Genomic DNA, 20,031 nt, shown 5'->3' with positions numbered 1-20,031 from the left:
GATGGTCGGCATGCTCAACCCCGTGCACCTCGTGCTCGGCGAGGACGAATTCCTTGCCGAGCGGGCCACCAGGCAGATCGTCGCCGAGGCCGGCGACGGCGTCGAGGTGACCACGCTCAAAGCGGGCGAGGTCTCGGAGGGTGAGATCGCGATGGCGACGAGCCCATCGCTGTTCGCCGAGGACCGGGTTGTCGTGTTCGAACACACCGAGCTCGCCGGCAAGGAACCCACCGAGGTTCTGCTGCGCGCGTGCGTCGACCCGGCGCCGGGGATCACGCTCGTGGTCCAGCACACCGGCGGCGGGCGACAGAAGGCGATGGTGAAGAAGTTCGCCAAGGTCGCGCAGGTGCACACCGTCGATCCCCTCAAGGAGGGCGAGCGGCGCACCTGGCTCGCGCAGGAGTTCCGCAGCCACGGCGTGCGGCCCACCCCGGACGTCGTGGCGGCGGTGCTGGAATCCGTCGGCTCCGACCTGCGCGAGCTCTCCTCGGCCGTCTCGCAGCTCGTCAGCGACACCGAGGGAGAGCTCACCGTCGAGGCGGTGCGCCAGTACTACGTCGGCGTTGCCGAGGTCGCGGGCTTCGACATCGCGGACCAGGCGGTTGCGGGCCGGGTCGACCGCGCGTTGGCGTCGACACGCCGGGCCCTGCAGCTGGGCACGGAACCCGCCGCGATCACCGCGGCGCTCGCCCACAAGGTGGGCGACATCGCGAAGCTTTACGACGTCCGTGGCACGCCCGAACAGGTCGCCCGCACGGTTGGGATGCACCCCTACGTGGCAAAGAAGACGATGCAGGTGGCGCGGCAGTGGAGCGGCGAGGCCGTGTCCCAGGCCGTGGTCATCGTCGCGCAGCTCGACGCCGAGGTGAAGGGGCAGGGCGGCGACGCGGAATTCGCCGTCGAGGACGCGGTCCGCCGCATCGCCGAGCTCGTATGATCGCGCCCGCCGACCTCGCCACCATCGTCGGCCCCGCTGCTGCCGCCCGCGCCGTCCGCCGGCACCGCCCTGCTGGTCATCGCCGCGCTGTGGGCTAGCTCGCTCGCGCTGTTTGCGGTGCTCGTGCAGGTGCTTTCCGCCGAGCGCGTGCGCCGGAAGTTTCTGCGCGTCGGCCCGTACGTGGACATCGGCGCCGGCGTGTTCTTCGTCGAGGTCGGCGCGGTGCTTATCGTCCGCGGGGCGGCGGCCCTTTAGAGGTAGCGGCTGAGGAACTGCGCGGTCTCGCGCGTCGCGGACGGGTCGGTGAACCACGTGTGGGTGCCGCCCTCGACGCGCTCCACGGTCGTGCGCGCGAGGCAGCCGGTGGCGTCGAACGTAGTCACGTTGCCGGACCGGGACTGCGAGAACGTGCCGCTGCAGCCGTTCTTGCGCCCGAACGTCCCGGCCACCGCGTCGACCGATGCGTAGCTCGCGCCGTGGCGGGTCCCGCCGCCGTAGCCGACGACGTCGTCGCGCGTGCCGTGCATGAGCAGCACCGGCACCGCCCCCGGGGCGCACCCGGTCACGGTTGGCGTGTAGTACGCGCCCGCCACCGCGGCTGCGGCGCGCACCGTGTCCGGGGCGTGGCAGGCGAGGGCGGCGGCCATCCCGCCGCCGTTGGACAGGCCGACCGCGACGGCGCGGCGGGGATTGGCGTTGTAGCGCGTTGCGACGTCGTCAAGCACCGCCCTCACGTACGCGATATCATCGTCCACGCTGGTGGCGGCGTACGGTGCGCCGCCCCACGCGTCGTTCACGCCCTGCGCGTAGACCACGATGGCGTCATCGAACTCGCGCTCGAGGCCCGCGTAGCCGCGCATCTGCGCCGCTGAGTGCTGCCAGCCCCCGAACCCGAGGACGACGGGGTAGGAGCGCGCCGGGTTGTAGCCGCGCGGCAGGACGGCGTCGTACGAGCGCGTCCGCGTGCCGACGCGTACCGTGTTCGTCTCCACCGACCCGCCGACCGCGCTCGGGGCGGCGTCGGCCTGCCCGCCGCCGGCGCGCGCGATGGGGATGGTCAGCGCGATGCTGGCCGCGAGCGCCGCGATCACCGCGAGCACCTGCACCGTCTCCGGGGGCACTCCGGGGACGTAGCGTTTGAGCAGCGCCTCGAGTTCGGAGGAGGAGCTCAGCGCCTGTGCCTCGGCGGGCGGCGCGACGGTGGCGGACAGGGGCAGGGCGACGGTGAGTGCGGCTGCGAGCGCGCGGCGGGAATGGTTCACGGCAGGTACATCCGATGCTTCGGCGGGGGCGTTACAGCACAACACTGCCCCGCACGCCGAACGGGGCGGGCGGGGCAGTGCGGAGCGCGCGGGCCTTAGGCCATCTTGTTCAGGGCGCGGGCCATGTTGGACTTCTTGTTCGCCGCGCTGTTGCGGTGGAACACGCCCTTGGTCACGGCCTTGTCCAGCTTGCGGGACGCGACGCGCAGCTGCGCCTCGGCAGCGGCCTTGTCGCCGGACTCGACAGCCTCGCGGAACTTGCGGATCTCGGTGCGGGTGGCAGAGCGGATCGACTTGTTGCGGACGCGACGCTTCTCGTTGGTGAGCACGCGCTTCTTCTGCTGCTTGATGTTTGCCATCGTGAATACCTCTTGGTTTCTCGCTTGAATCTGAATGTCGTCGCTCCGGCCCGGGCGTCACGCGCGCCGCTTTGGGTATGAACGCGAACCCAAGGTCCTGTCCGCGTAGCGGTGCGCACCCGGTACGTGGCCGGTGGCGGGCAACTCGGGGCAGATTACCAGGACAGCCTGCGCCGACCAAACCGCGCCAGCCGGCTAGGACCAGGCGAAGCGCTCGCGCAGCGTGTTTGCCACGCGCTCGAAGCGGCGCTGGGGCACGGTGGTGCCGCGGCGGTGCACGTCCGCCTCCGGCACGATGAGGGTCTTGTCCAGGCGCACCCAGCACGGCGAGCCGGACGCCTCCCAGTCGCCGGGGCCGATCTCAAACCAGCGGTCGTCATAAGCGTGCTGCTTCTCGGGGGAGATGAGTAGGCCGAGGATGTCGTGGTGCTCCCGCCCGACCACGAGCATGGAGCGCTCCTTCGGCGGGCGCGAGGGCACGGTCACCCACACCACCTCGCCGGGCTCGGCGCCGCCGTCCATGTCGGGGGCGTAGTAGACGTTGCGGGGCACCGACGCCGTCGCGCGGACGTTGAGGCGCGAGGCGCGCTGGCGGCGCTGCTCGATCTGGTTGGCCACCCGCGCGTTGAGCATGGACAGCCCCTGGTCGAGCGAGCCGGCGCGGGGCCGGCTCCCTCTCCGCTTGAACCGCTCGAACGCCACGATTGCACCTCCAGTTGCAGCTACCGGCAACCTTAAGCCGTCGTAGAAGCGGAGACAACCGAATTTGCGGAGCTTTGTTCGCGCAGCACCCACAGCAGCAGCACGGTCACCCCGATCGTGAGCAACGAGGACATAATCGTCTGCTCCGGGGTGATCTCGGTCTCCGAAGGGTCCGACATCCCGAGCGCGCCGTAGGTGAACACCACCGTGTTGCTCACGGCGTGCAGTGCCACCGTCGCCTCGACGCCGCGCGTGCGCCAGGCGAGCAGCGCGGTGCAGAACGCGAAGATGGAGATGTCCACGAGGCCGACCCAGTTGTAGGCGTGGCTGGCCACGAACGCGACAGCGGGCAGCCCGTAACAGATCCACCCGGGGCGGATCCACTGGCCGAGGATCTGGGGTAGCGCGCCGCGGAACACGAACTCCTCGGCGGCGGCCTGTAGCGGCACCACGATCACGAACGCGGCGATGAGCTGCACCTGCCGCGTGGTCAGATGGGTGGGGGCGTCGTCGAACAGGATCGCGTCGACAAGCACCTGGCCCCCGTAGACCGCGAGGACGACGGCGAGCGCCCTGCCGAACACCCCCCACCGCAGCCGCCCGGCGGCGCTCCACAGCGCGCCGGGGTCGCGGCCCGCGATGCGCGCGGCGAGAAACGGCGCCGGCAGCCAAATCGCGATGAAGAACACCTGCATGAGTGCGGCGAGCGGGTCGGACGAGCCCTCGTCGAAGATGATGTCGTCGACACCGTAGTGGCCGGCCGCGAAGCCCACCGGCAGCGTCACGGCGACGGTGAACACGACGATGAGCACCCCGAGCATCGCGAGCTCCACGAGCGGGCGCCACCACGCGGGACGGGTCGTGCGGTACGCCAGGCCGGCGCGGTGGTAATCGGTGGCTGAGGCAGTCATGGGCAACACCGTACCTTGGGCCCGCGCTCAGTAAGATGTGGCAATTATGGCTGCAACATCGACGAATTTTGCGGAGCAAACGTTCACGGATCCCGCACGGATCCGGAACTTCTGCATCATCGCCCACATCGACCACGGCAAATCCACGCTCGCCGATCGCATCCTGCAGCTCTCCGGCGTCGTCGACGCGCGCGACATGCGCGACCAGTACCTCGACAACATGGACATCGAGCGCGAGCGCGGCATCACCATCAAGGCCCAGAACGTGCGCCTGCCGTGGGTGCCGTCCGCGGGTGAGTTCGCGGGCCAGGAAATGGTCCTCCAGATGATCGACACCCCCGGCCACGTCGACTTCTCCTACGAGGTCGCGCGCTCCCTCGACGCGTGCGAGGGGGCAATTTTGCTTGTCGACGCAGCCCAGGGCATCGAGGCGCAAACCCTCGCGAACCTCTACATGGCCATCGACAACGACCTCGAGATCATCCCGGTGCTCAACAAGATCGACCTGCCGGCGGCCGACCCGGACAAGTACGCCCTCGAGATCGCCAACATCATCGGCTGCGAGCCCGAGGACGTGCTGCGCGTCTCCGGCAAGACCGGCGAGGGCGTGCCCGAGCTGCTGGATAAGGTTGTCGAGCTTGTGCCGCCGCCGTCGTCGCTTCGCGCGGACGGTGAGGAGAACGACGCTGACGCGCCGGCGCGCGCGCTCATTTTCGACTCGGTCTACGACACCTACCGCGGCGTGGTCACTTACGTGCGCATGATGGACGGCAAGCTCGAGCCGAACCAGAAGGTGCTCATGATGAACACTGGCGTGACGCTTGAGATCCTCGAGATTGGCGTCGTCTCGCCGACGATGAAGAAGACAAAGGGCTTGGGCCCCGGCGAGGTGGGCTACCTCATCACCGGCGTGAAGGACGTCCGCGACACCCGCGTCGGCGACACCGTCACGTGGGCCTCCAACGGCGCGACCGAACCGCTCGAGGGCTTCGAAGAGGTCAAGCCGATGGTTTACTCGGGCCTCTTCCCGGTCTCGCAGGAGGACTTCCCGGCGCTGCGCGAGAGCTTGGAGAAGCTGCAGCTGAACGACGCCTCGCTCACGTGGGAGCCGGAGACCTCCGTCGCGCTCGGCTTCGGCTTCCGCTGCGGGTTCTTGGGCCTGCTGCACATGGAGATCACCCGCACCCGCCTCGAGCGCGAGTTCGACCTCGACCTCATCTCCACCGCGCCGTCCGTGACCTACCGGGTGATCAGCGAGGACGGCTCCGAGCAGATCGTGCACAACCCGTCCGACTGGCCGGACGGGAAGATCCCCGAGGTCTACGAGCCGATCGTGAACATGACCATCATCGTGCCCCAGGAGTTCGTGGGCACGACGATGGAGCTGTGCCAGTCTAAGCGCGGGCAGATGAAGAACATGGAGTACCTCTCCGAGGACCGCGTGGAGCTGCGCTACATCATGCCGCTCGGCGAGATCATCTTCGATTTCTTCGACATGCTCAAGTCCCGCACGAAGGGCTACGCCTCGCTGAACTACGAGGAGGCCGGCGAGCAGCTCGCGGACCTGGTGAAGGTGGACATCCTGCTCCAGGGCGAGCCCGTCGACGCGTTCTCCGCCATCGTGCACAAGGACTCCGCGCAGTGGTACGGCAACAAGATGACGAAGAAGCTCAAAGAGCTCATCCCGCGCCAGCAGTTCGAGGTGCCGGTGCAGGCCGCGATCGGCTCGAAGATCATCGCCCGCGAGAACATCCGCGCGCTGCGCAAGGACGTGCTGTCGAAGTGCTACGGCGGCGACATCTCCCGCAAGCGCAAGCTGCTGGAGAAGCAGAAGACCGGCAAGAAGCGCATGAAGAACATCGGCTCGGTGACCGTGCCGCAGGAGGCGTTCGTCGCGGCGCTGTCCACCGACGAGGAGTAAGCGGTGACCCGCACGATCACCATCCAGCGCGATGGCGTCGACGTCTTCGCCCGCGTCCTCGGCGATGCGGACCGCCCGGCGCTGCTCTTCCTCCAGGGCGGGCCCGGCTCGCCCGCCCCGCGCGAGCACTTCGCCTGGATGGACACCGCGCTGCGCCGCGGCTACCAGGTGGTGCTCCTCGACCAGCGGGGCACGGGGCGCTCGACGCGTATCGACGCGCACACGCCAGAACTCATTCACGCCGACGTGCTTGCGCGCCTGCGTGCCGACGCGATCGTGGCCGACGCCGAGGCGCTGCGGGAGGAGCTGGGGCTGGCGCGCTGGGACGTGCTGGGCCAGTCGTTTGGCGGGTTCTGCCTCACGCACTACCTGGCCGCGGCGCCGGAGGCGGTGGGGAGGGCGTTGTTCACCGGAGGGTTGCCGTCGATACGCACGGGCCCCGACGAGGTCTACCGGGCGACGTTTGCGAAGCTCAAGGCGCGCCACCTGCGGTTCAACGAGGAATACCCGGCGGCGGAGGCGGCGGTGCGCGAGGTGTGCCGCCACCTCGCGGCAAGCGAGGAGCTGCTGCCCACCGGCGAGCGGCTTACGCCACGGCGGCTGCGCACGCTCGGCATCGCGCTCGGCCGCGAGGACGGCTTCGCGTCGCTGGCCCGGCTGTTCGAGGCCCCGTTCCACGCGAACGGGCGCCTGCGCACCGACTTCCTCGCGGAGGTGGGGGAGCGGGTGAGCTTTGCGAGGGCGCCGCTCTACGCCGCGGTCCACGAGTCGATCTACGGCGGGACCGTGCCCGGGCCGACGGCGTGGTCGGCGCAACGGGTCTCGGAGACGCTCGACGGCTTCGCGCCGGACGCCTCCCCGGATGACGACGAGTTCTACCTCACCGGCGAGCACATCTTCCCGTTCCAATTCGCCGAGGACCCGGCGCTGCGGCCTTTCGCCGCGGCCGCGGAGGAGCTCGCGCGCAAGGACGACTGGGCGGACCTCTACGCGGGCCTGCGCGGCGCGTCGGGCGGCGGGTTCCGCGCCTACGCAGCGGTGTATACCGACGACATCTTCGTGCCCCGCGAGCTCTCGCTCGAGACCGCCGATGCGCTGGGCGCGGAGGTGTTTGAGACGGCGAAGTACCAGCACGACGGGCTGCGCCGCCACGGCGCGGAGGTGCTGGGGACGCTGCTGGACATGGCGGGGGTATAGCGAGAGTGTACCCGGGTGACGCGAGGGGAAAAACCGGGTGAAATTTGGGTGAACTTCTCCGGCGGGCGCGGTGGGGGTGTGGCGCTGGCCAGCGGAGACCGAAATCGACGCGCAGTAATGCATATTTTCGGGCGAAATTTAGCCGGTGCACGGGCGCTTATAAGGGTCTTAAATAGTCGCCGAAAGTAACCCTTTCACCCTCTTCCCATCGTCGACTCAAGGTTGGAATCACCATGAAGCTTCGCACCCGCGTCATCGCGACCTGCGCCGCGGCCGCCGCTACCGCCTCCCTCGTCCCGGTCGTCGCAGACGCCGAGACCAAGACCCCGATCGAGCACGTCGTGGTCATCTACTCGGAGAACATCTCCTTCGACCACTACTTCGCCACCTACCCGAACGCGCTGAACAAGGACGGCGAGACGCTGCAGGGCTCGAACAAGCCGGCGCCGAAGTTCACCGCGAAGAAGGACACCCCGAAGGCCGACAACCTCGAGAACGCGAACCTCCTCGGCGAGAACAACCCGAACTCCATCAGCCCGTTCCGCATCGGCCCGGGCAATGCCGTGACCACCGACCAGAACCACCACTACGGCGACGAGCAGGCCGCGTACAACGGCGGCAAGATGGACAAGTTCCCGGAGACGGTGTCCACCGACATCGACAAGTACGGCGGCGGCTCGTACGCCGTTCCGGGCATGACGATGGGCTACTACGACGGCAACACCGTCACCGGCATGTGGAACTACGCGCAGAACTTCGCGCTGAACGACAACAGCTACTCCACGATCTTCGGCCCCTCCACCCCGGGCGCGCTCAACCTCATCTCCGGCACCGTCGCGAACGCAACGATGCACGACCCGGCGACCGGCGAGCAGCAGACGATCGAGGACGGCAAGAACCACGCGCTGGCCGGCGTGTCCGCCGACGGCAAGACCGCGACCGTGGTCGGCGACCCGGACCCGCTGTACGACGACTGCTCCAACAACTCTTCCGCGGCGACGAACCAGGTCACCGCGATGCACTCGAAGAACATCGGCGACCAGCTCAACGAGAAGAACGTCACCTGGGGCTGGTTCCAGGGCGGCTTCCGCCCGACCGAGAAGGCCACCGACAACTCCCGTGCACGCTGTGGCGCTGCGCACAAGACGCTGACCGGCGGGACGCAGACGGACTACAACCCGCACCACCAGCCGTTCCAGTACTACGCGTCTACCGCGAACCCGCACCACCTCGCGCCGTCCTCCGACGCGATGATCGGCAAGACCGACCAGGCGAACCACCAGTACGACCTCAAGGACTTCGACACCGCGGTGAAGAACGGCAACCTGCCCGCAGTGTCCTTCCTCAAGGCCGCGAACTACCAGGACGGCCACGCCGGCTACTCCAACCCGCTCGACGAGCAGGCCTTCATCACCCACTACATCAACGAGCTGCAGAACTCCCCGCAGTGGAAGTCGACCGCCGTGGTCATCGCCTACGACGACTCTGACGGCTGGTACGACCACAAGGCCCCGACGATCCTCAACGGTTCCAACGACCCGCACCAGGACAAGGAGATCTGCACCGCCGCAGCCGCAAAGGTCGGCGTCGCCGGCGACAAGCACGGCCAGTGCGGCCCGGGCACCCGCCAGCCGCTGCTCGTCGTCTCGCCGTACGCGAAGACGAACTTCATCGACAACACCTACACCGAGCAGACTTCGATCACGAAGTTCATCCAGGACAACTGGGGCCTCGGCCGCCTCGGTGGCATCGCCTTCGACGAGCGCGCCGGCGAGCTGAACAACATGTTCGACTTCAACGCCAAGACTAAGGCGCCGAAGCTGTTCCTCAACGAGACCGACGGCACCGTGGCGAAGGACTACGCCTCCATCGAGCGCGTGGACAACACCTCCCGCGAGCTGACCAACCTCAAGCCGGTCGCCGAGGGCATGAACGACCCCAAGTTCACCGAGGACGGCGTCCCGGCCATCACGAAGCTGAAGAAGGAAGTCCCGACCCCGACGGAGACCGCACCGACGGCGACCACGACCACCGCTGAGCAGCCGAAGCACGACTCGTCCTCCTCGAGCTCCGACGGCTCCTCGAAGTCCTCCGAAGCGGACGGCTCCTCGAAGGCCGGCATCGTTGCCGCTGTCGTCGCGGCGCTTGCCCTCGCGATCGGCATCGGCGCGTGGTACATGAACGGCATGCCGGGCCTCGACCCGCAGCTGGTCGAGAACATCAAGCTCCCGTTCTAACCTTCACCCATGGACACCTACCAATACGCCATGGCGGTGCTGGCCGCGGTCTTCGCGATCATCGCCGCCATCGTCCACGGCCCGGCGGCCGGCTCGAGCGGTTCGAGCCACCACGGCGCGGCAGCTGAGGCGACTTCCGCCACAGCGACCACCGCGGCCACAGCCAGCCAACCGAGCGGCCAGCCGAGCGAGCCGGCCGCGGGCGGGCAGGACACGACGGCCCCGAACGGCACCGAGCAGGGCAGCAGGTTGCATGTGCGCAACGTGTACAACTGCCCGACGCCGGGTGACGTCGACGGCCGGGCGCAATGGCGGGTGTACAACACGACGGGCCTCGCCCTCAACGTCTACGTTTCCGACGACGAGGGCAACGCCTACCAGGTCCTCGAGCGCATCGGCTCACCCGCCGAGCGCGCCTGGGCCCCCAAGCTTTCCAACGGCACGTACCACCTGACGTGCGTGTTCCACAACGATTCCGCGGTGAAGTCCGGCGACTTCCGCGTCTCCGGCTCCCCGTTCGCGGACACGCCGAAGATGGTGCCCATCACCGACCGCGAGATCGCCGCGGTCTCCGTCGCGCAGGCGGCGAGCCAGAAGCAGCGCGTCCCGGAACTCCAGCAGCGGGCGCACGAGCTTGTCGACGCCGTCCGGTCCGGCGACCGCCCCCGCGCGCAGCGCGCCTACCTCGCCTACCTCGAGACCTATCGCTCCTTCGATGACTCGTCGGAGATGTGGCCTGGGCCGGGGCTGGACGGGTACGAGGACGTCGAGACGCTGCTGTGGTCCGCGGAGCCGGTGAGCGCCGCCGCCCAGCCGGCGGCGGACCTCGCCGCGGCCGTCGACGCGACCGCGGACGCGCTCGCGACCAGCCACTTCGCCATCCCGCAGCCCGACTACGGCCTGCGCGCCCACGAGGTGATGGAGGAGTTCGAGCGCTTCGACATGCGCGGCGAGCGCGACTTCGGCGCCCACGCGCTGCCGGTCGCGCTGCGCGGCGACGTGCGCTCCACGCGCGCCACGCTCGACCCGCTGCGCGAGCTCGTCGAGGGCCGCGGACTCGACACCGCGCCGATCTACGCCCAGCTCGACGAGCTCGATCGGCTCGCCGACGAGATGGACGCGAAGTACGACGTGGCCTACAGCGAGTGGGAGCAGCAGGACCGCCTGCGCCTGCAGGCCGAGGTCGCACGCGCGAACGAGCTGCTCGCGCCCGCGGCCACCATGACCGTGATTCGGAGGATGAACTGATGCCGTGCCCGTTCCACATCTCCCGCCGCGCGTTCCTCACCGGCGCCGCCGCGTCGGTGGCGCTCGGCGCCCAGGCGACCGCGCAGGCGAGCCTGGGCGCCCCGCGTGACGACGGCACGCCGCGCTCCGACAAACCCACCGTCAACGACCCCGACGCCCGCCTCGAGTTCCACGGCGTGCACCAGCAGGGCATCGTGAACCAGCCGCAAACGTACGCCGAGGTCGTCGCGCTCGACTGCCAGTTCACCGGCAAGAAGCGCCTGGAGCAGCTGCTGCGCACCATCACCGAGCGCGCCCGGGCGCTCACCGCGGGCGGGACGACGCCGCCGGACGGCATCGCGTACCCCGCCGGCGACTCCGGCGAGCTCGGCCCGGAGCTGCCCACCGACAACCTCTCCGTCACCCTCGGGGTGGGCGATTCGCTATTCGACGGCCGGTTCGGCCTCTCGGCGAAAAAGCCCGCCCGCCTGCGCGCGATGGAGTCGTTCGCGGACGACACGCTCGTGGCGGACAAGTGCCACGGCGACCTCGTCCTGCAGATCTGCGCCGACCAGCACGACACGGTCACGCACGCGCTGCGCGACATCCTCCGCCACACGCGCGGGGACGTCGCGGTGCGGTGGCGCCAGAACGGGTACATGAACGAGCCGCGCCCGACGGGCACGCAGCGCAACCACCTGGGGTTCAAGGACGGCATTGTCAACCCCTCGCCGGACGAGTTCGACCACCTCGTGTGGGCGGGCGCCGGCGAGCCGGCCTGGGCGGCTGGGGGCAGCTACATGGTGGTGCGACTCATCGCGATGTACACGGAGTTCTGGGACCGCATCTCCATCGCGGAGCAGGAGCAGATCTTCGGCCGCGACCGCGCGACGGGCGGGCCGCTCTCTGGCGGCGACGAATACGCCGAGCCGGACTACCTCGACGACGCGACCGGCGACGTCATCCCGACCGACGCCCACATCCGCCTGGCCAACCCGCGCACGCCGGAGACCGCCGACCAGCTCATGCTGCGCCGCGCCTACAACTACGACAACGGGGTGCGCGACAACGGCACGCTCGACGTGGGCCTGCTCTTCGTCTGCTTCCAGCAGGACCTCGAGCGGCAGTTTGTCACCGTGCAAAAGCGCCTCGAGGGCGAGCCGCTGGCGGACTACATCCGGCCCTACGGCGGCGGCTACTTCTACGCGCTGCCCGGCGTGCGGGGCTCGGACGACTTTTTCGGCAGCGGGCTGCTCGCGTAGCCGTTCCTGGGGTAGCGTCGCAGCAGCAGGGCGATGAGCCCGGTCGCACACAGCGGCGCCGCAACATTGATGAAGAAGTCTGCGATGTGCACCGGCGAGCCGCACACGAGCGGGACGTAAAACGCCAGGTTCGTGCAGGTGTGCAGCGCGACTGGGGCCTCGAGGCCGTCGCTGCGCCATGCGAGGTAGGACACGCACGCGGCGAACGCCGCAACGCCCACGAGCGAGAACGGACCCCCGGTGTGGCCCACGACGAACACCAGCCCCGGCAGGCCGTAGGCGAGCCAGGCGGACCCGCCGATGAGCTGGGGCAGCGAGCCGCGGAATATCGCCTCCTCCGCCGCGGCCTGCAACGGCACCACGATGAAGCAGGCGGCAACCAGCGCAATATTGATGGACCCGCCGGACGCGAGCCGCCACGCCAGGACGGTGGCGTACACCCCGCCCGCGACGAGCAGGCAACGCGCGAGCAGCCCCCAGCGCACGCGTTGCGCCGGGCCGAACAGGTCGCGCCAGCTGCGCCCCGACCACTTCGCCGCCAGGAACGGGGCCGGCAGCGCCGCAGCCATGACGGCGAGGTTGCGCACCTCGGACCACCCCGGATCGAAGGGTTGGCCGCTCAGCACCATCATCATGATGAAGTCAGCGGCTGCTGAGAGAAAGACTGCCAGCACCACGACCTCCGCGCACTCGCGCAGCCGCCCCTTCACTCCCACGCCCGTTGCGAGTTCGTGGTGGTGTGCCAAGTTTTACATCCCCGGCAGCGGGTCGGTGGAGGAGGGGTACGACGGCTGGGCCCCCGGCAGGGTGACGGAGAACGCGCCGACGCGGCAGGCGAAGCGTGCGGCTTCGACGAGCGTGTCGCCCTCGACCACGCGGTGGCAGAACGCCCCGGCGAACGCGTCGCCCGCGCCGACGGTGTCGATCGCCTCCACGGCGGGGGAGGCGACGTGCTCGAACACCTCGTCTTGCGCCACGAGCGCGCCCGCCGAGCCGAGCGTGAGTACGACGGAGGCGAAGCCGGCGCCGAGCAGGCGCCGCGCGAGCTCCTCCGGGGTGCCCGCGCCGTCGAGGCCGAGCTGCGACAGGATGAGCCCCGCCTCGTGCTCGTTGGCCATGAGCGGGTCGGCGCGCAGCAGCGCCTCTCGCGGCACCTCCACCACCGGGGCGAGGTTGACCACGACCCGCCCGGTCGCGAGCTCGGCGGCGCGCGCGAAGCCGTCCGCCGGGATCTCGCCCTGCAGCAGCACGAGCTCGGCCTCCCGCACCGGCGCGGCGTGCCTGTCCACGAAGTCCGCGCCCACCTCCGTGTTCGCCCCCGGCACGACGATGATCGTGTTCTCCCCGTCCGCGGACACCGCGATCACGGCGAGGCCGGTGACGGAGTCGACCTCCTCGACGTGGGTGAGGTCCACCCCGGCGTCGTCGAGGAGCGCCGTCGCGGGCCCGGAGTTTGCGTCGCAGCCGGTCGCGCCGACGAGAACGACCTCCGCGCCGAGACGCGCTGCCGCGCAGGCCTGGTTGGCGCCCTTCCCGCCGGCGGTGATCCCGCCCCCACCGCCCAGGAGTGTTTCTCCCGGGACGGGGTGGCGCTCGACGTTGACGGTGAGGTCGGCGTTGATGGAGCCGACGACGCAAATGCTCATGGCTCCGCAGTCTACGGTCTAGAGCACCGCCTCGAGGAGCTCTCGCGTGTAGGGGTGCTCCGGCGCGTCGAAGATGTCGGCGGTGGCGCCGCGCTCCACGATGCGCCCGGCCTGCATCACGGCGACAGTGGGGCACAGCTCGCGCGCGACCTGCAGGTCGTGGGTGACGAAGACGAGCGTGCCGTCGCCGACGGTGTCGCGCAGCAGGTCGAGCACCTGCCGCTGGATGGTGGCGTCGAGGGCGGAGACGGGCTCGTCGGCAAGCAGGATGCTCGGGCGCGGGGCGGCGGCGCGCGCGATGGAGATGCGCTGGCGCTGCCCGCCGGAGAACTGCGCCGGCCGGCGCGTGCCCGTGCCCGCGAGCCCGACGCGCTCGAGCATCGCGTCGGCGCGGGCCTCGTCGACGCCCGCCTCGCGTATCGACGCCCCGACGGCCATCCGCGGGTCGAGCGAGGAGTACGGGTCCTGGAAGACCATTTGCACGTCGCCGGCGACCCGCACCGTGCCGGACGTCGGCCGCACGAGGCCGGCGATGAGGTGGAGCAGCGAGGTCTTGCCGGAGCCGGAGCCGCCGACGACGGCGAGTCGCTCGCCGGCGCGCACGGCGAGCGAGACGCCGTCGACGGCGCGGGTGCCCCCGCGCTCGAGGGTGACGTCTTCGAGCTCGACGACCGGCTCGCCGAGCGGCACCGGCACCGCCGGCGCGCCGGGGATCGCGGCGGCGGCGAGCTCGCGGGCGTAGGCGGAATCGCGCGGCACGATGCGCCCGTCCTTGAACACGAGCACCCGGTCGGTCATGCGACGCACGACGGCGAGGTCGTGGGAGATGAACAACAGCCCCATGCCGCGCTCGCGCACGAGGCGGTCGAGCAGGTCGAGGATCTCCGCCTGTACGATCGCGTCGAGCGCGGTGGTGGGCTCGTCGCAGATGAGCACGTCGGGGTCGCGGGAGAGGGCGAGCGCGATGAGGACGCGCTGGCGCTGCCCGCCGGAAAGTTCGTGCGGGTAGGCGCCGGGGCGGTCGACGCCGACCTCGGCGAGCAGCTCGCGCGGCACGAGCGAGCCGACCTTCTTCAGCGGGTCGAGCGCCGTCATCGGCTCCTGGAACACCATGGCCACCTTGCGCCCGCGCACGCGGCGGCGCACGCGGTCGGGGGTGCCCACCATCTCCACGCCGTCGACGGTGATCGAGCCGGTCGCGGGCAGGTCGGTCAGCCCCATGATGGACAGCACGGTGACGGACTTGCCGGAGCCGGACTCGCCGATGATGCCGACGCGCTCGCCGGGGCCGACGGAAAACGTGATGTTTTCGAGGATGCCGGGGACGGTGAGGTGCTTAACGTCGATCATCGGTGTCCCCCAACAGGTTGAAGCCGAGCACCGTCACCGCGATGGCCAGGCCCGGCCACAGCGCGAGGTGCGGGGAGGTGGCCAGGTACGGCTGGGAGGCCTGCAGCATGCGCCCCCACGACGCGTACGGCGCGGGCGCCCCGAGGCCCAGAAACGACAGGCCGGCCTCGGCGAGGATCGCGAGCGCCACCGCGACCGAGACCTGGGTGAGCACGATCGGCCAGATGTTCGGCACGACGTGGCGCCACGCGATCCGCGGACCCGGCACCTTGGCCACGCGCGCGGCGAGGATGTAGTCGTTGTGCATCACCTGCAGCGTCCCGGCGCGGGCGACGCGCACGAAGCCCGGGATGCCCGCGATGCCGATGGCGAGCACGACGATCCAGATGGACGCGCCGAACACGGCCGTGAACACGATGGCCAGCAGCAGCGCCGGAAACGCGAGCAGGAGGTCCGCGCCGGCCATAATCGCCTTCGAGGCCCCGCGGCGCATCCCCGCCCAGATGCCGAGCGGCACGCCGACGAGCGCGGAGATGCCCACCGCGCCGACCGCGACGGTGAGCGTGAGCCGGGCGCCGTCCATGACGCGCGAGGCGATGTCGCGGCCGAACTGGTCGGTGCCCATCCAGTGCCGCCACGAGGAACCCTCGAGCCGCGCGGCCGGGTCCGCCTGCAGCGGATCGTACGGCGTCCACACAAGCGAGAGCAGCGCGCACGCGGCCACGAGCGCGACGAGGACGGCACCCACCTTCTGCTGCCTGGTCATGCCTGCCTCCGAATCCGCGGGTCCACCACCGCGTAGGTGAGGTCCACGATGAGGTTCACCACGAGGGTGAACGCGACGATAACCATCATCACGGTCTGGACGGTGGTGAGGTCGCGGTTGCCTACGGCGTCGAGAAGCAGCGAGCCCAACCCCGGGATCGTGAACACCCGCTCGATGACCACCGCGCCGACCACGAGCGACGCGAGCTGCACGCCCACGACCGTGATCACCGGCAGCGCCGCGTTGCGCAGGGCGGAGGAGTAGAGCACATTGCTTATCGACGCCCCGAGGGAGCGCCCCGTGCGCACATAGTCCTTGCCCATCTCCTCGTGCACCGCGGCGGCGACGTAACGGGTGAGAATCGAGGCCTGCACGAGCGCGAGCGAGGCGACCGGCAGCACGGCGTGCGCGGGGCTGCCCCAGCCGTTCGCCGGCAGCCAGCCGAGGCGCACCGAGAACAGCGCGACGAGGGCGATGCCGACGAGGAACGACGGCACGATGATGCCCACCTGCGAGAGCGCCCCCACCACCGCGCCGCCGGGGGAGCGGGCGCGCCGGGCGAGGTAGACGCCGGCCGGCACGGCCACGGCGAGCGAGACCGCCATGGCCAGCAGCGTGAGCGTGAGCGAGACGCCGGCGCGCTCGAGGACGGTGTCGGTGATGTCCTTGCCCGAGGACATGGAGATGCCGAAGTCGCCGGTGAGCAGCCCGCGGACCCAGTCGAGGTACTGCTGCGGCAGCGGCTTGTCCAGGCCGAGGCGGGCGGTGAGCTCCGCGACGGCCTCCTCGGTGGCGGAGACGCCGAGGGCGACGCGCGCCGGGTCGCCCGGCACCGCGCGCAGCAGCGTGAAGATGATGAGGCTCGCGGCGAAAAGCAGCAGCGCGAAGCGCTGCAGGTGTCTGCCGATGGTGCGGATCACTTGGTCACCTCGCTCAGGCGCAGGGAGTCGGTGACCACGTTCGGGTCGAGGCCGCCGACGCCGGGGGCGAACAGGACGATGTTCGGGGCGTTGACGAGGGTGAGCGCCGCGGCGTCGCCCATGATGGTGTCCACCGCGCCGGCCATGTCCCCGGCGGCGATCTCCTCGCGCGCGGCGGGCGAGTCGTAGCCGAGGTAGTAGTCGGGGTTGCCGAAGAGCATGGGCACGTCGCGCGGCTCCACGTGGGCCACGAGCGACGCCTGGTAGTCGTGGCCCTTGAGTACCTGGTTGAGCCACACGGCCGGGAACTCCACCGTCTCCAGGTGCACCGTGAAGCCGACGTCGCGCAGCTGGGAGAAGATGAGCTCGGCCGCCGTCTGCGCGTACGGCAGGTTCGGCACCGTGATGGTGATCTCCGGGGTGCGCCCGGCGAGGAGCTCGCGGGCCTTGTCCGGGTCGAAGGGGTAGTAGTCGCGCCCCGGGAACCAGGGGTCCGTCGGGGGCACGGGCGCGCCGCGGGTATCGGTGGCCAGGCCGTTGTAGACCACGTCGTTGACGGCCTTGCGGTCGATGGCGTAGGCGACAGCGCGGCGCACGTCCGGGTCGTCGAAGGGAGCGCGCTTGTTGTTCATGGACAGCAGCACCTCGCCGTTCGTCGTGCCCACCTCGACGCGGATGTCGTCCGGCAGCGTGTCGATGAGCTGCGGCGCCTGCATCGCCCACACGACGTCCGCGTCGCCCACGCGCAGCGCGTTGACGGCGGAGACCGGGTCGTCGAAGTAGCGGATCTCCGCGTCGTGCGCGACCGGCCCGCCCCAGTAGTCCCCGCGCGCGTCGAACTCAATCGCCTCGCCGACGTCGAAGCGCTTCACGGTGTACGGGCCGGTACCCAGGGGCGCGGTCGCCAGCGTATCGACGCCCTCCGGCGTCATCATCGCCCCCGTGAGCGTGCCCATGGACCACAGCCACGCGTCCTGCGCCGCCGCGTCGCCGCCGACGGTGACGCGCAGCGTGCGCGGGTCGAGCGCCTCCACGGCGGTGACCGGGTCCATCTGCGCCTTGAGCCCGTTCGTCCACTTGTCCTTGACGTAGTTGATGGAAAACGCGGCGTCGTCGGCGGTGAACGGCTTCCCGTTGGAGAACGTCACCCCGTCGCGGAGGTGGAACGTGAACACGCCACCGTCGCGGTCCCAGGACTCGGCGAGCAGCGGAGTGGGGGTGCCGGAGGCGTCGATACGCACGAGCGTCTCGTAGACGTTGCCCACGAGCGCCTGGGGTGCGGCGGCGCCGCCGGTGGTGGTGAAGTCGAGCCCGGCGGGGGCCGCGGCGGCCGCGACGACGACCTCGTCGCGGGGCGCGGTGCTCGAGCATGCGGCGAGGGGCAGCGCCAGCGTGGCGAGTGCGACGGCTGCAGCAAGCGTCCGAGTGCGCATGCTGAGAGGTTACTGGATGGAGGACTCCACCTGGAACCAGAGGGGGGAGGAGTGGCCGCGGACGTTGTTCAGGCCGAAGCGCAGGGTCTCGGTGCGGTACACGTCGCGGGCGACGGAGAGGATCTTGCCGTTGTGGGTGTACGCCGTGATCTTGATCACGAGCACGGGCGCGCCGGGCTCGAGTCCGAGCTTCGCCGCGGTGGCCTCGTCGGCCTGCTCGACCGTGAACGCGCGCGAGATGTTGTTGAAGTCGGTGCCCGCGCGGATGAGCTCGCGGTGGATGGACTCCTCGGAGGTGTCGATGCCCTGGATCGTCTCCGCGAGCGAGGCGTCGAACGCGATCTCCTCGGCGACGATGGGCTCGCCGTCGGCGGTGCGCACCCGCCGCACGATGAACACGTCGTCGCCCGAGTCGATGCCCATGCACTCGGCGATCTTTTCGTCGGCGGGGCTGACGCCGAACTCCTCGACCACCTCGCCCGGCTCCTTGCCCATGCGGTAGATCCAGGAGGTGTTGGAGAGGATCTCCTCGAAGGTCTCGGTGCGGGTGTTCGACAGGACGAGGGAGCGGCGGCCGCGGCCGGAGGAGAGCAGCCCCTCGGCGCGTAGCGTGGCGACGGCCTGCCGGACCGGCCCGCGCGAGGTATTGAACTGCTCGCACAGCTCAACCTCGCTAGGCAGCGACTCGCCGGCGGGGATGTGGCCGGCGAAAATCTCGTCGCGCAGGTAGTCGGCAATCTCCTCGTGCTGCTGCGGTCGGCGGAGAGGGCCGTTCGGCGATTGGGCCATGTGGGGTCACGTCCTTTAGGTGTAACGCGGGACAAGGATGCACCGATACTAAGCCAACGATCGCCAGACGCCTATTAGTTGGAGATGTGTCCCATATATGCCGCAGAGTTCTAGCTGTTCCACGCCTCGGCGAGGATTGCCATCGAGCGCGCCGTCTCCTCGTGGCTGCCGGACTGTAGCGAGATCATGAGCTCGTCCGCCTGGGCGGTAGCCCGGAAGCGCTCGAGGTACTCCGCGACCTGCTCGCCGGTGCCCTCGGCGGTGTAGCGCAGCATGTCCGTGATCTGGCGGCCCTGGAAGGAATTGAGCACGGTGTCCACCTGGTCGTCTGAAAGCACCTTGCCCTGCTGGCCCATGAACGCGCGCACGCGGTTGCGGTGCACGACCTGCGTCTGACGCTTCGCGTCCTCTTCCGTGTCGGCGGCGGTGACGTTGACCGCTGCGATGCAGTACGGCTCGGGGTGGCGCGCGGAGGGCTGGTAGTGCTCGCGGTAGTAGGCGGTCGCTTCCTCGAGGTGCTGCGGCGCAAAATGGGAGGCGAACGCGTAAGGCAGGCCGAGCTTCGCCGCGAGCGTCGCGCCGAACATCGACGAGCCGAGGATGATGAGCGGCACGTTCGTGTTAAAGCCGGGCACCGCCGTCACGCCCGGCAGCGGTGACTCGTTGGACAGCCACGCCTGCAGCTCCTGGACGTCCTGCGGGAAGTTCTCGGCCGAGCGGGGGTCGCGCCGCAGCGCGCGGCCGAGGGTCTGCTGGTCGGTGCCGGGCGCGCGGCCGAGGCCGAGGTCGATGCGGCCGGGGTAGAGCTCGGCGAGCATGCCGAACTGCTCGGCGACGACGTAGGGCGCGTGGTTCGGCAGCATCACCCCGCCCGCGCCGAGGCGGATGCGGCTCGTCTTCGCGCCGATGTGGCTGATGAGCACCGCCGGGGAGGAGGAGACGATACTCGACATGTTGTGGTGTTCGGAGTACCAGATGCGCTCGTAGCCGAGCACCTCCGCCTGCTGCGCGAAGGCGACGGAGCGCTGTATCGCCTCCCCGACGGATTCGTCGGGGAGGCGGGTGCAGAAGTCGATGAGGGAAAGCGGTGCGTTCATGGCCCCCACAGTACG

General features: G+C 69.9%; 19 protein-coding genes. 7 read left to right on the top strand and 12 right to left on the bottom strand.

The features are described from left to right. Position 1: 1 nt before the first annotated feature. Together holA and CJEDD_RS09390 are read left to right on the top strand one after the other, a co-directional pair. Positions 2–937 (top strand): DNA polymerase III subunit delta, encoded by a 936-nt coding sequence (gene holA, locus CJEDD_RS09395; RefSeq protein WP_042405078.1) that lies wholly within the window; start codon positions 2–4, stop codon positions 935–937. 123 nt (positions 938–1,060) lie between these two features. Next, complete coding sequence (locus CJEDD_RS09390) at positions 1,061–1,192, top strand: hypothetical protein (protein ID WP_269744990.1); 132 nt, start codon at positions 1,061–1,063, stop codon at positions 1,190–1,192. On the opposite strand, the gene CJEDD_RS09385 is transcribed toward CJEDD_RS09390, so the two are convergent. The 4 genes from CJEDD_RS09385 to CJEDD_RS09370 form a co-directional block, all read right to left on the bottom strand. Beyond that, positions 1,189–2,199, bottom strand: coding sequence for a CE1 family esterase (locus CJEDD_RS09385; RefSeq protein WP_052333704.1), 1,011 nt, complete (start codon positions 2,197–2,199; stop codon positions 1,189–1,191). The two genes, CJEDD_RS09390 and CJEDD_RS09385, sit on opposite strands and share 4 nt — an antisense overlap. 95 nt (positions 2,200–2,294) lie before the next feature. Beyond that, positions 2,295–2,558, bottom strand: coding sequence for a 30S ribosomal protein S20 (gene rpsT / locus CJEDD_RS09380; RefSeq protein ID WP_042405079.1), 264 nt, complete (start codon positions 2,556–2,558; stop codon positions 2,295–2,297). A gap of 195 nt (positions 2,559–2,753) precedes the next feature. After that, the gene (locus tag CJEDD_RS09375) at positions 2,754–3,260 is read right to left on the bottom strand and encodes a type II toxin-antitoxin system PemK/MazF family toxin (RefSeq protein WP_232297655.1); all 507 of its coding nucleotides are present in this window, start codon (positions 3,258–3,260) and stop codon (positions 2,754–2,756) included. Positions 3,261–3,292: 32 nt separating this feature from the next. Then, positions 3,293–4,171 (bottom strand): CPBP family intramembrane glutamic endopeptidase, encoded by an 879-nt coding sequence (locus tag CJEDD_RS09370; protein ID WP_042405081.1) that lies wholly within the window; start codon positions 4,169–4,171, stop codon positions 3,293–3,295. 46 nt (positions 4,172–4,217) lie between these two features. Here CJEDD_RS09370 and lepA point away from each other — a divergent pair, with 46 nt between their 5' ends. The 5 genes from lepA (at position 4,218) to efeB (ending at position 12,015) form a co-directional block, all read left to right on the top strand. Further along, positions 4,218–6,092 carry a translation elongation factor 4 gene (lepA, locus tag CJEDD_RS09365; RefSeq protein WP_042405083.1) on the top strand — a complete coding sequence of 625 codons (1,875 nt, stop codon included), beginning with the start codon at positions 4,218–4,220 and terminating at the stop codon, positions 6,090–6,092. A gap of 3 nt (positions 6,093–6,095) precedes the next feature. Continuing rightward, the gene (locus CJEDD_RS09360; RefSeq protein ID WP_042405085.1) at positions 6,096–7,289 is read left to right on the top strand and encodes an alpha/beta fold hydrolase; all 1,194 of its coding nucleotides are present in this window, start codon (positions 6,096–6,098) and stop codon (positions 7,287–7,289) included. Between the two features lie 233 nt (positions 7,290–7,522). After that, positions 7,523–9,526, top strand: coding sequence for an alkaline phosphatase family protein (locus tag CJEDD_RS09355; RefSeq protein WP_273657493.1), 2,004 nt, complete (start codon positions 7,523–7,525; stop codon positions 9,524–9,526). Between the two features lie 9 nt (positions 9,527–9,535). Continuing rightward, positions 9,536–10,774: an EfeM/EfeO family lipoprotein gene (locus tag CJEDD_RS09350; RefSeq protein ID WP_273657492.1), complete on the top strand. Its 1,239-nt coding sequence runs from the start codon at positions 9,536–9,538 to the stop codon at positions 10,772–10,774. Next, positions 10,774–12,015, top strand: coding sequence for an iron uptake transporter deferrochelatase/peroxidase subunit (efeB, locus tag CJEDD_RS09345; RefSeq protein ID WP_042407120.1), 1,242 nt, complete (start codon positions 10,774–10,776; stop codon positions 12,013–12,015). The genes CJEDD_RS09350 and efeB overlap by 1 nt, the downstream gene beginning before the upstream one ends. Here efeB and CJEDD_RS09340 read toward each other — a convergent pair. From CJEDD_RS09340 to CJEDD_RS09305, 8 genes are all read right to left on the bottom strand, one after another. Then, on the bottom strand, positions 11,955–12,761 hold the full coding sequence (locus CJEDD_RS09340) for a CPBP family intramembrane glutamic endopeptidase (protein ID WP_157034464.1): 807 nt from the start codon (positions 12,759–12,761) through the stop codon (positions 11,955–11,957). The genes efeB and CJEDD_RS09340 overlap by 61 nt on opposite strands. Before the next feature lie 3 nt (positions 12,762–12,764). Beyond that, positions 12,765–13,661 (bottom strand): ribokinase, encoded by an 897-nt coding sequence (locus CJEDD_RS09335; protein ID WP_042407117.1) that lies wholly within the window; start codon positions 13,659–13,661, stop codon positions 12,765–12,767. A gap of 18 nt (positions 13,662–13,679) precedes the next feature. Beyond that, entirely contained in the window at positions 13,680–15,011 is a 1,332-nt protein-coding gene (locus CJEDD_RS09330) for an ATP-binding cassette domain-containing protein (protein ID WP_042407114.1), read from the bottom strand. Continuing rightward, positions 14,998–15,777, bottom strand: a complete 780-nt coding sequence (locus CJEDD_RS09325; RefSeq protein ID WP_042407111.1) for an ABC transporter permease — start codon at positions 15,775–15,777, stop codon at positions 14,998–15,000. Before CJEDD_RS09325 ends, CJEDD_RS09330 begins: the two co-directional genes overlap by 14 nt. Beyond that, positions 15,774–16,694 (bottom strand): ABC transporter permease, encoded by a 921-nt coding sequence (locus tag CJEDD_RS09320; protein WP_042407128.1) that lies wholly within the window; start codon positions 16,692–16,694, stop codon positions 15,774–15,776. The genes CJEDD_RS09325 and CJEDD_RS09320 overlap by 4 nt, the downstream gene beginning before the upstream one ends. Continuing rightward, the gene (locus CJEDD_RS09315) at positions 16,694–18,130 is read right to left on the bottom strand and encodes an ABC transporter substrate-binding protein (RefSeq protein ID WP_042407110.1); all 1,437 of its coding nucleotides are present in this window, start codon (positions 18,128–18,130) and stop codon (positions 16,694–16,696) included. Before CJEDD_RS09315 ends, CJEDD_RS09320 begins: the two co-directional genes overlap by 1 nt. A 9-nt stretch (positions 18,131–18,139) precedes the next feature. Then, positions 18,140–18,919, bottom strand: coding sequence for a GntR family transcriptional regulator (locus CJEDD_RS09310; RefSeq protein WP_042407107.1), 780 nt, complete (start codon positions 18,917–18,919; stop codon positions 18,140–18,142). A 110-nt stretch (positions 18,920–19,029) separates the two neighbouring features. Then, positions 19,030–20,016, bottom strand: coding sequence for an LLM class flavin-dependent oxidoreductase (locus tag CJEDD_RS09305; RefSeq protein ID WP_042407106.1), 987 nt, complete (start codon positions 20,014–20,016; stop codon positions 19,030–19,032). Positions 20,017–20,031: the final 15 nt, after the last annotated feature.

The sequence above is a fragment of the Corynebacterium jeddahense genome (genome assembly GCF_028609865.1).
Taxonomy (GTDB): domain Bacteria; phylum Actinomycetota; class Actinomycetes; order Mycobacteriales; family Mycobacteriaceae; genus Corynebacterium; species Corynebacterium jeddahense.
Note: the sequence above shows the minus strand (reverse complement) of the source record. Positions and strands in the feature narration are given on the sequence as shown.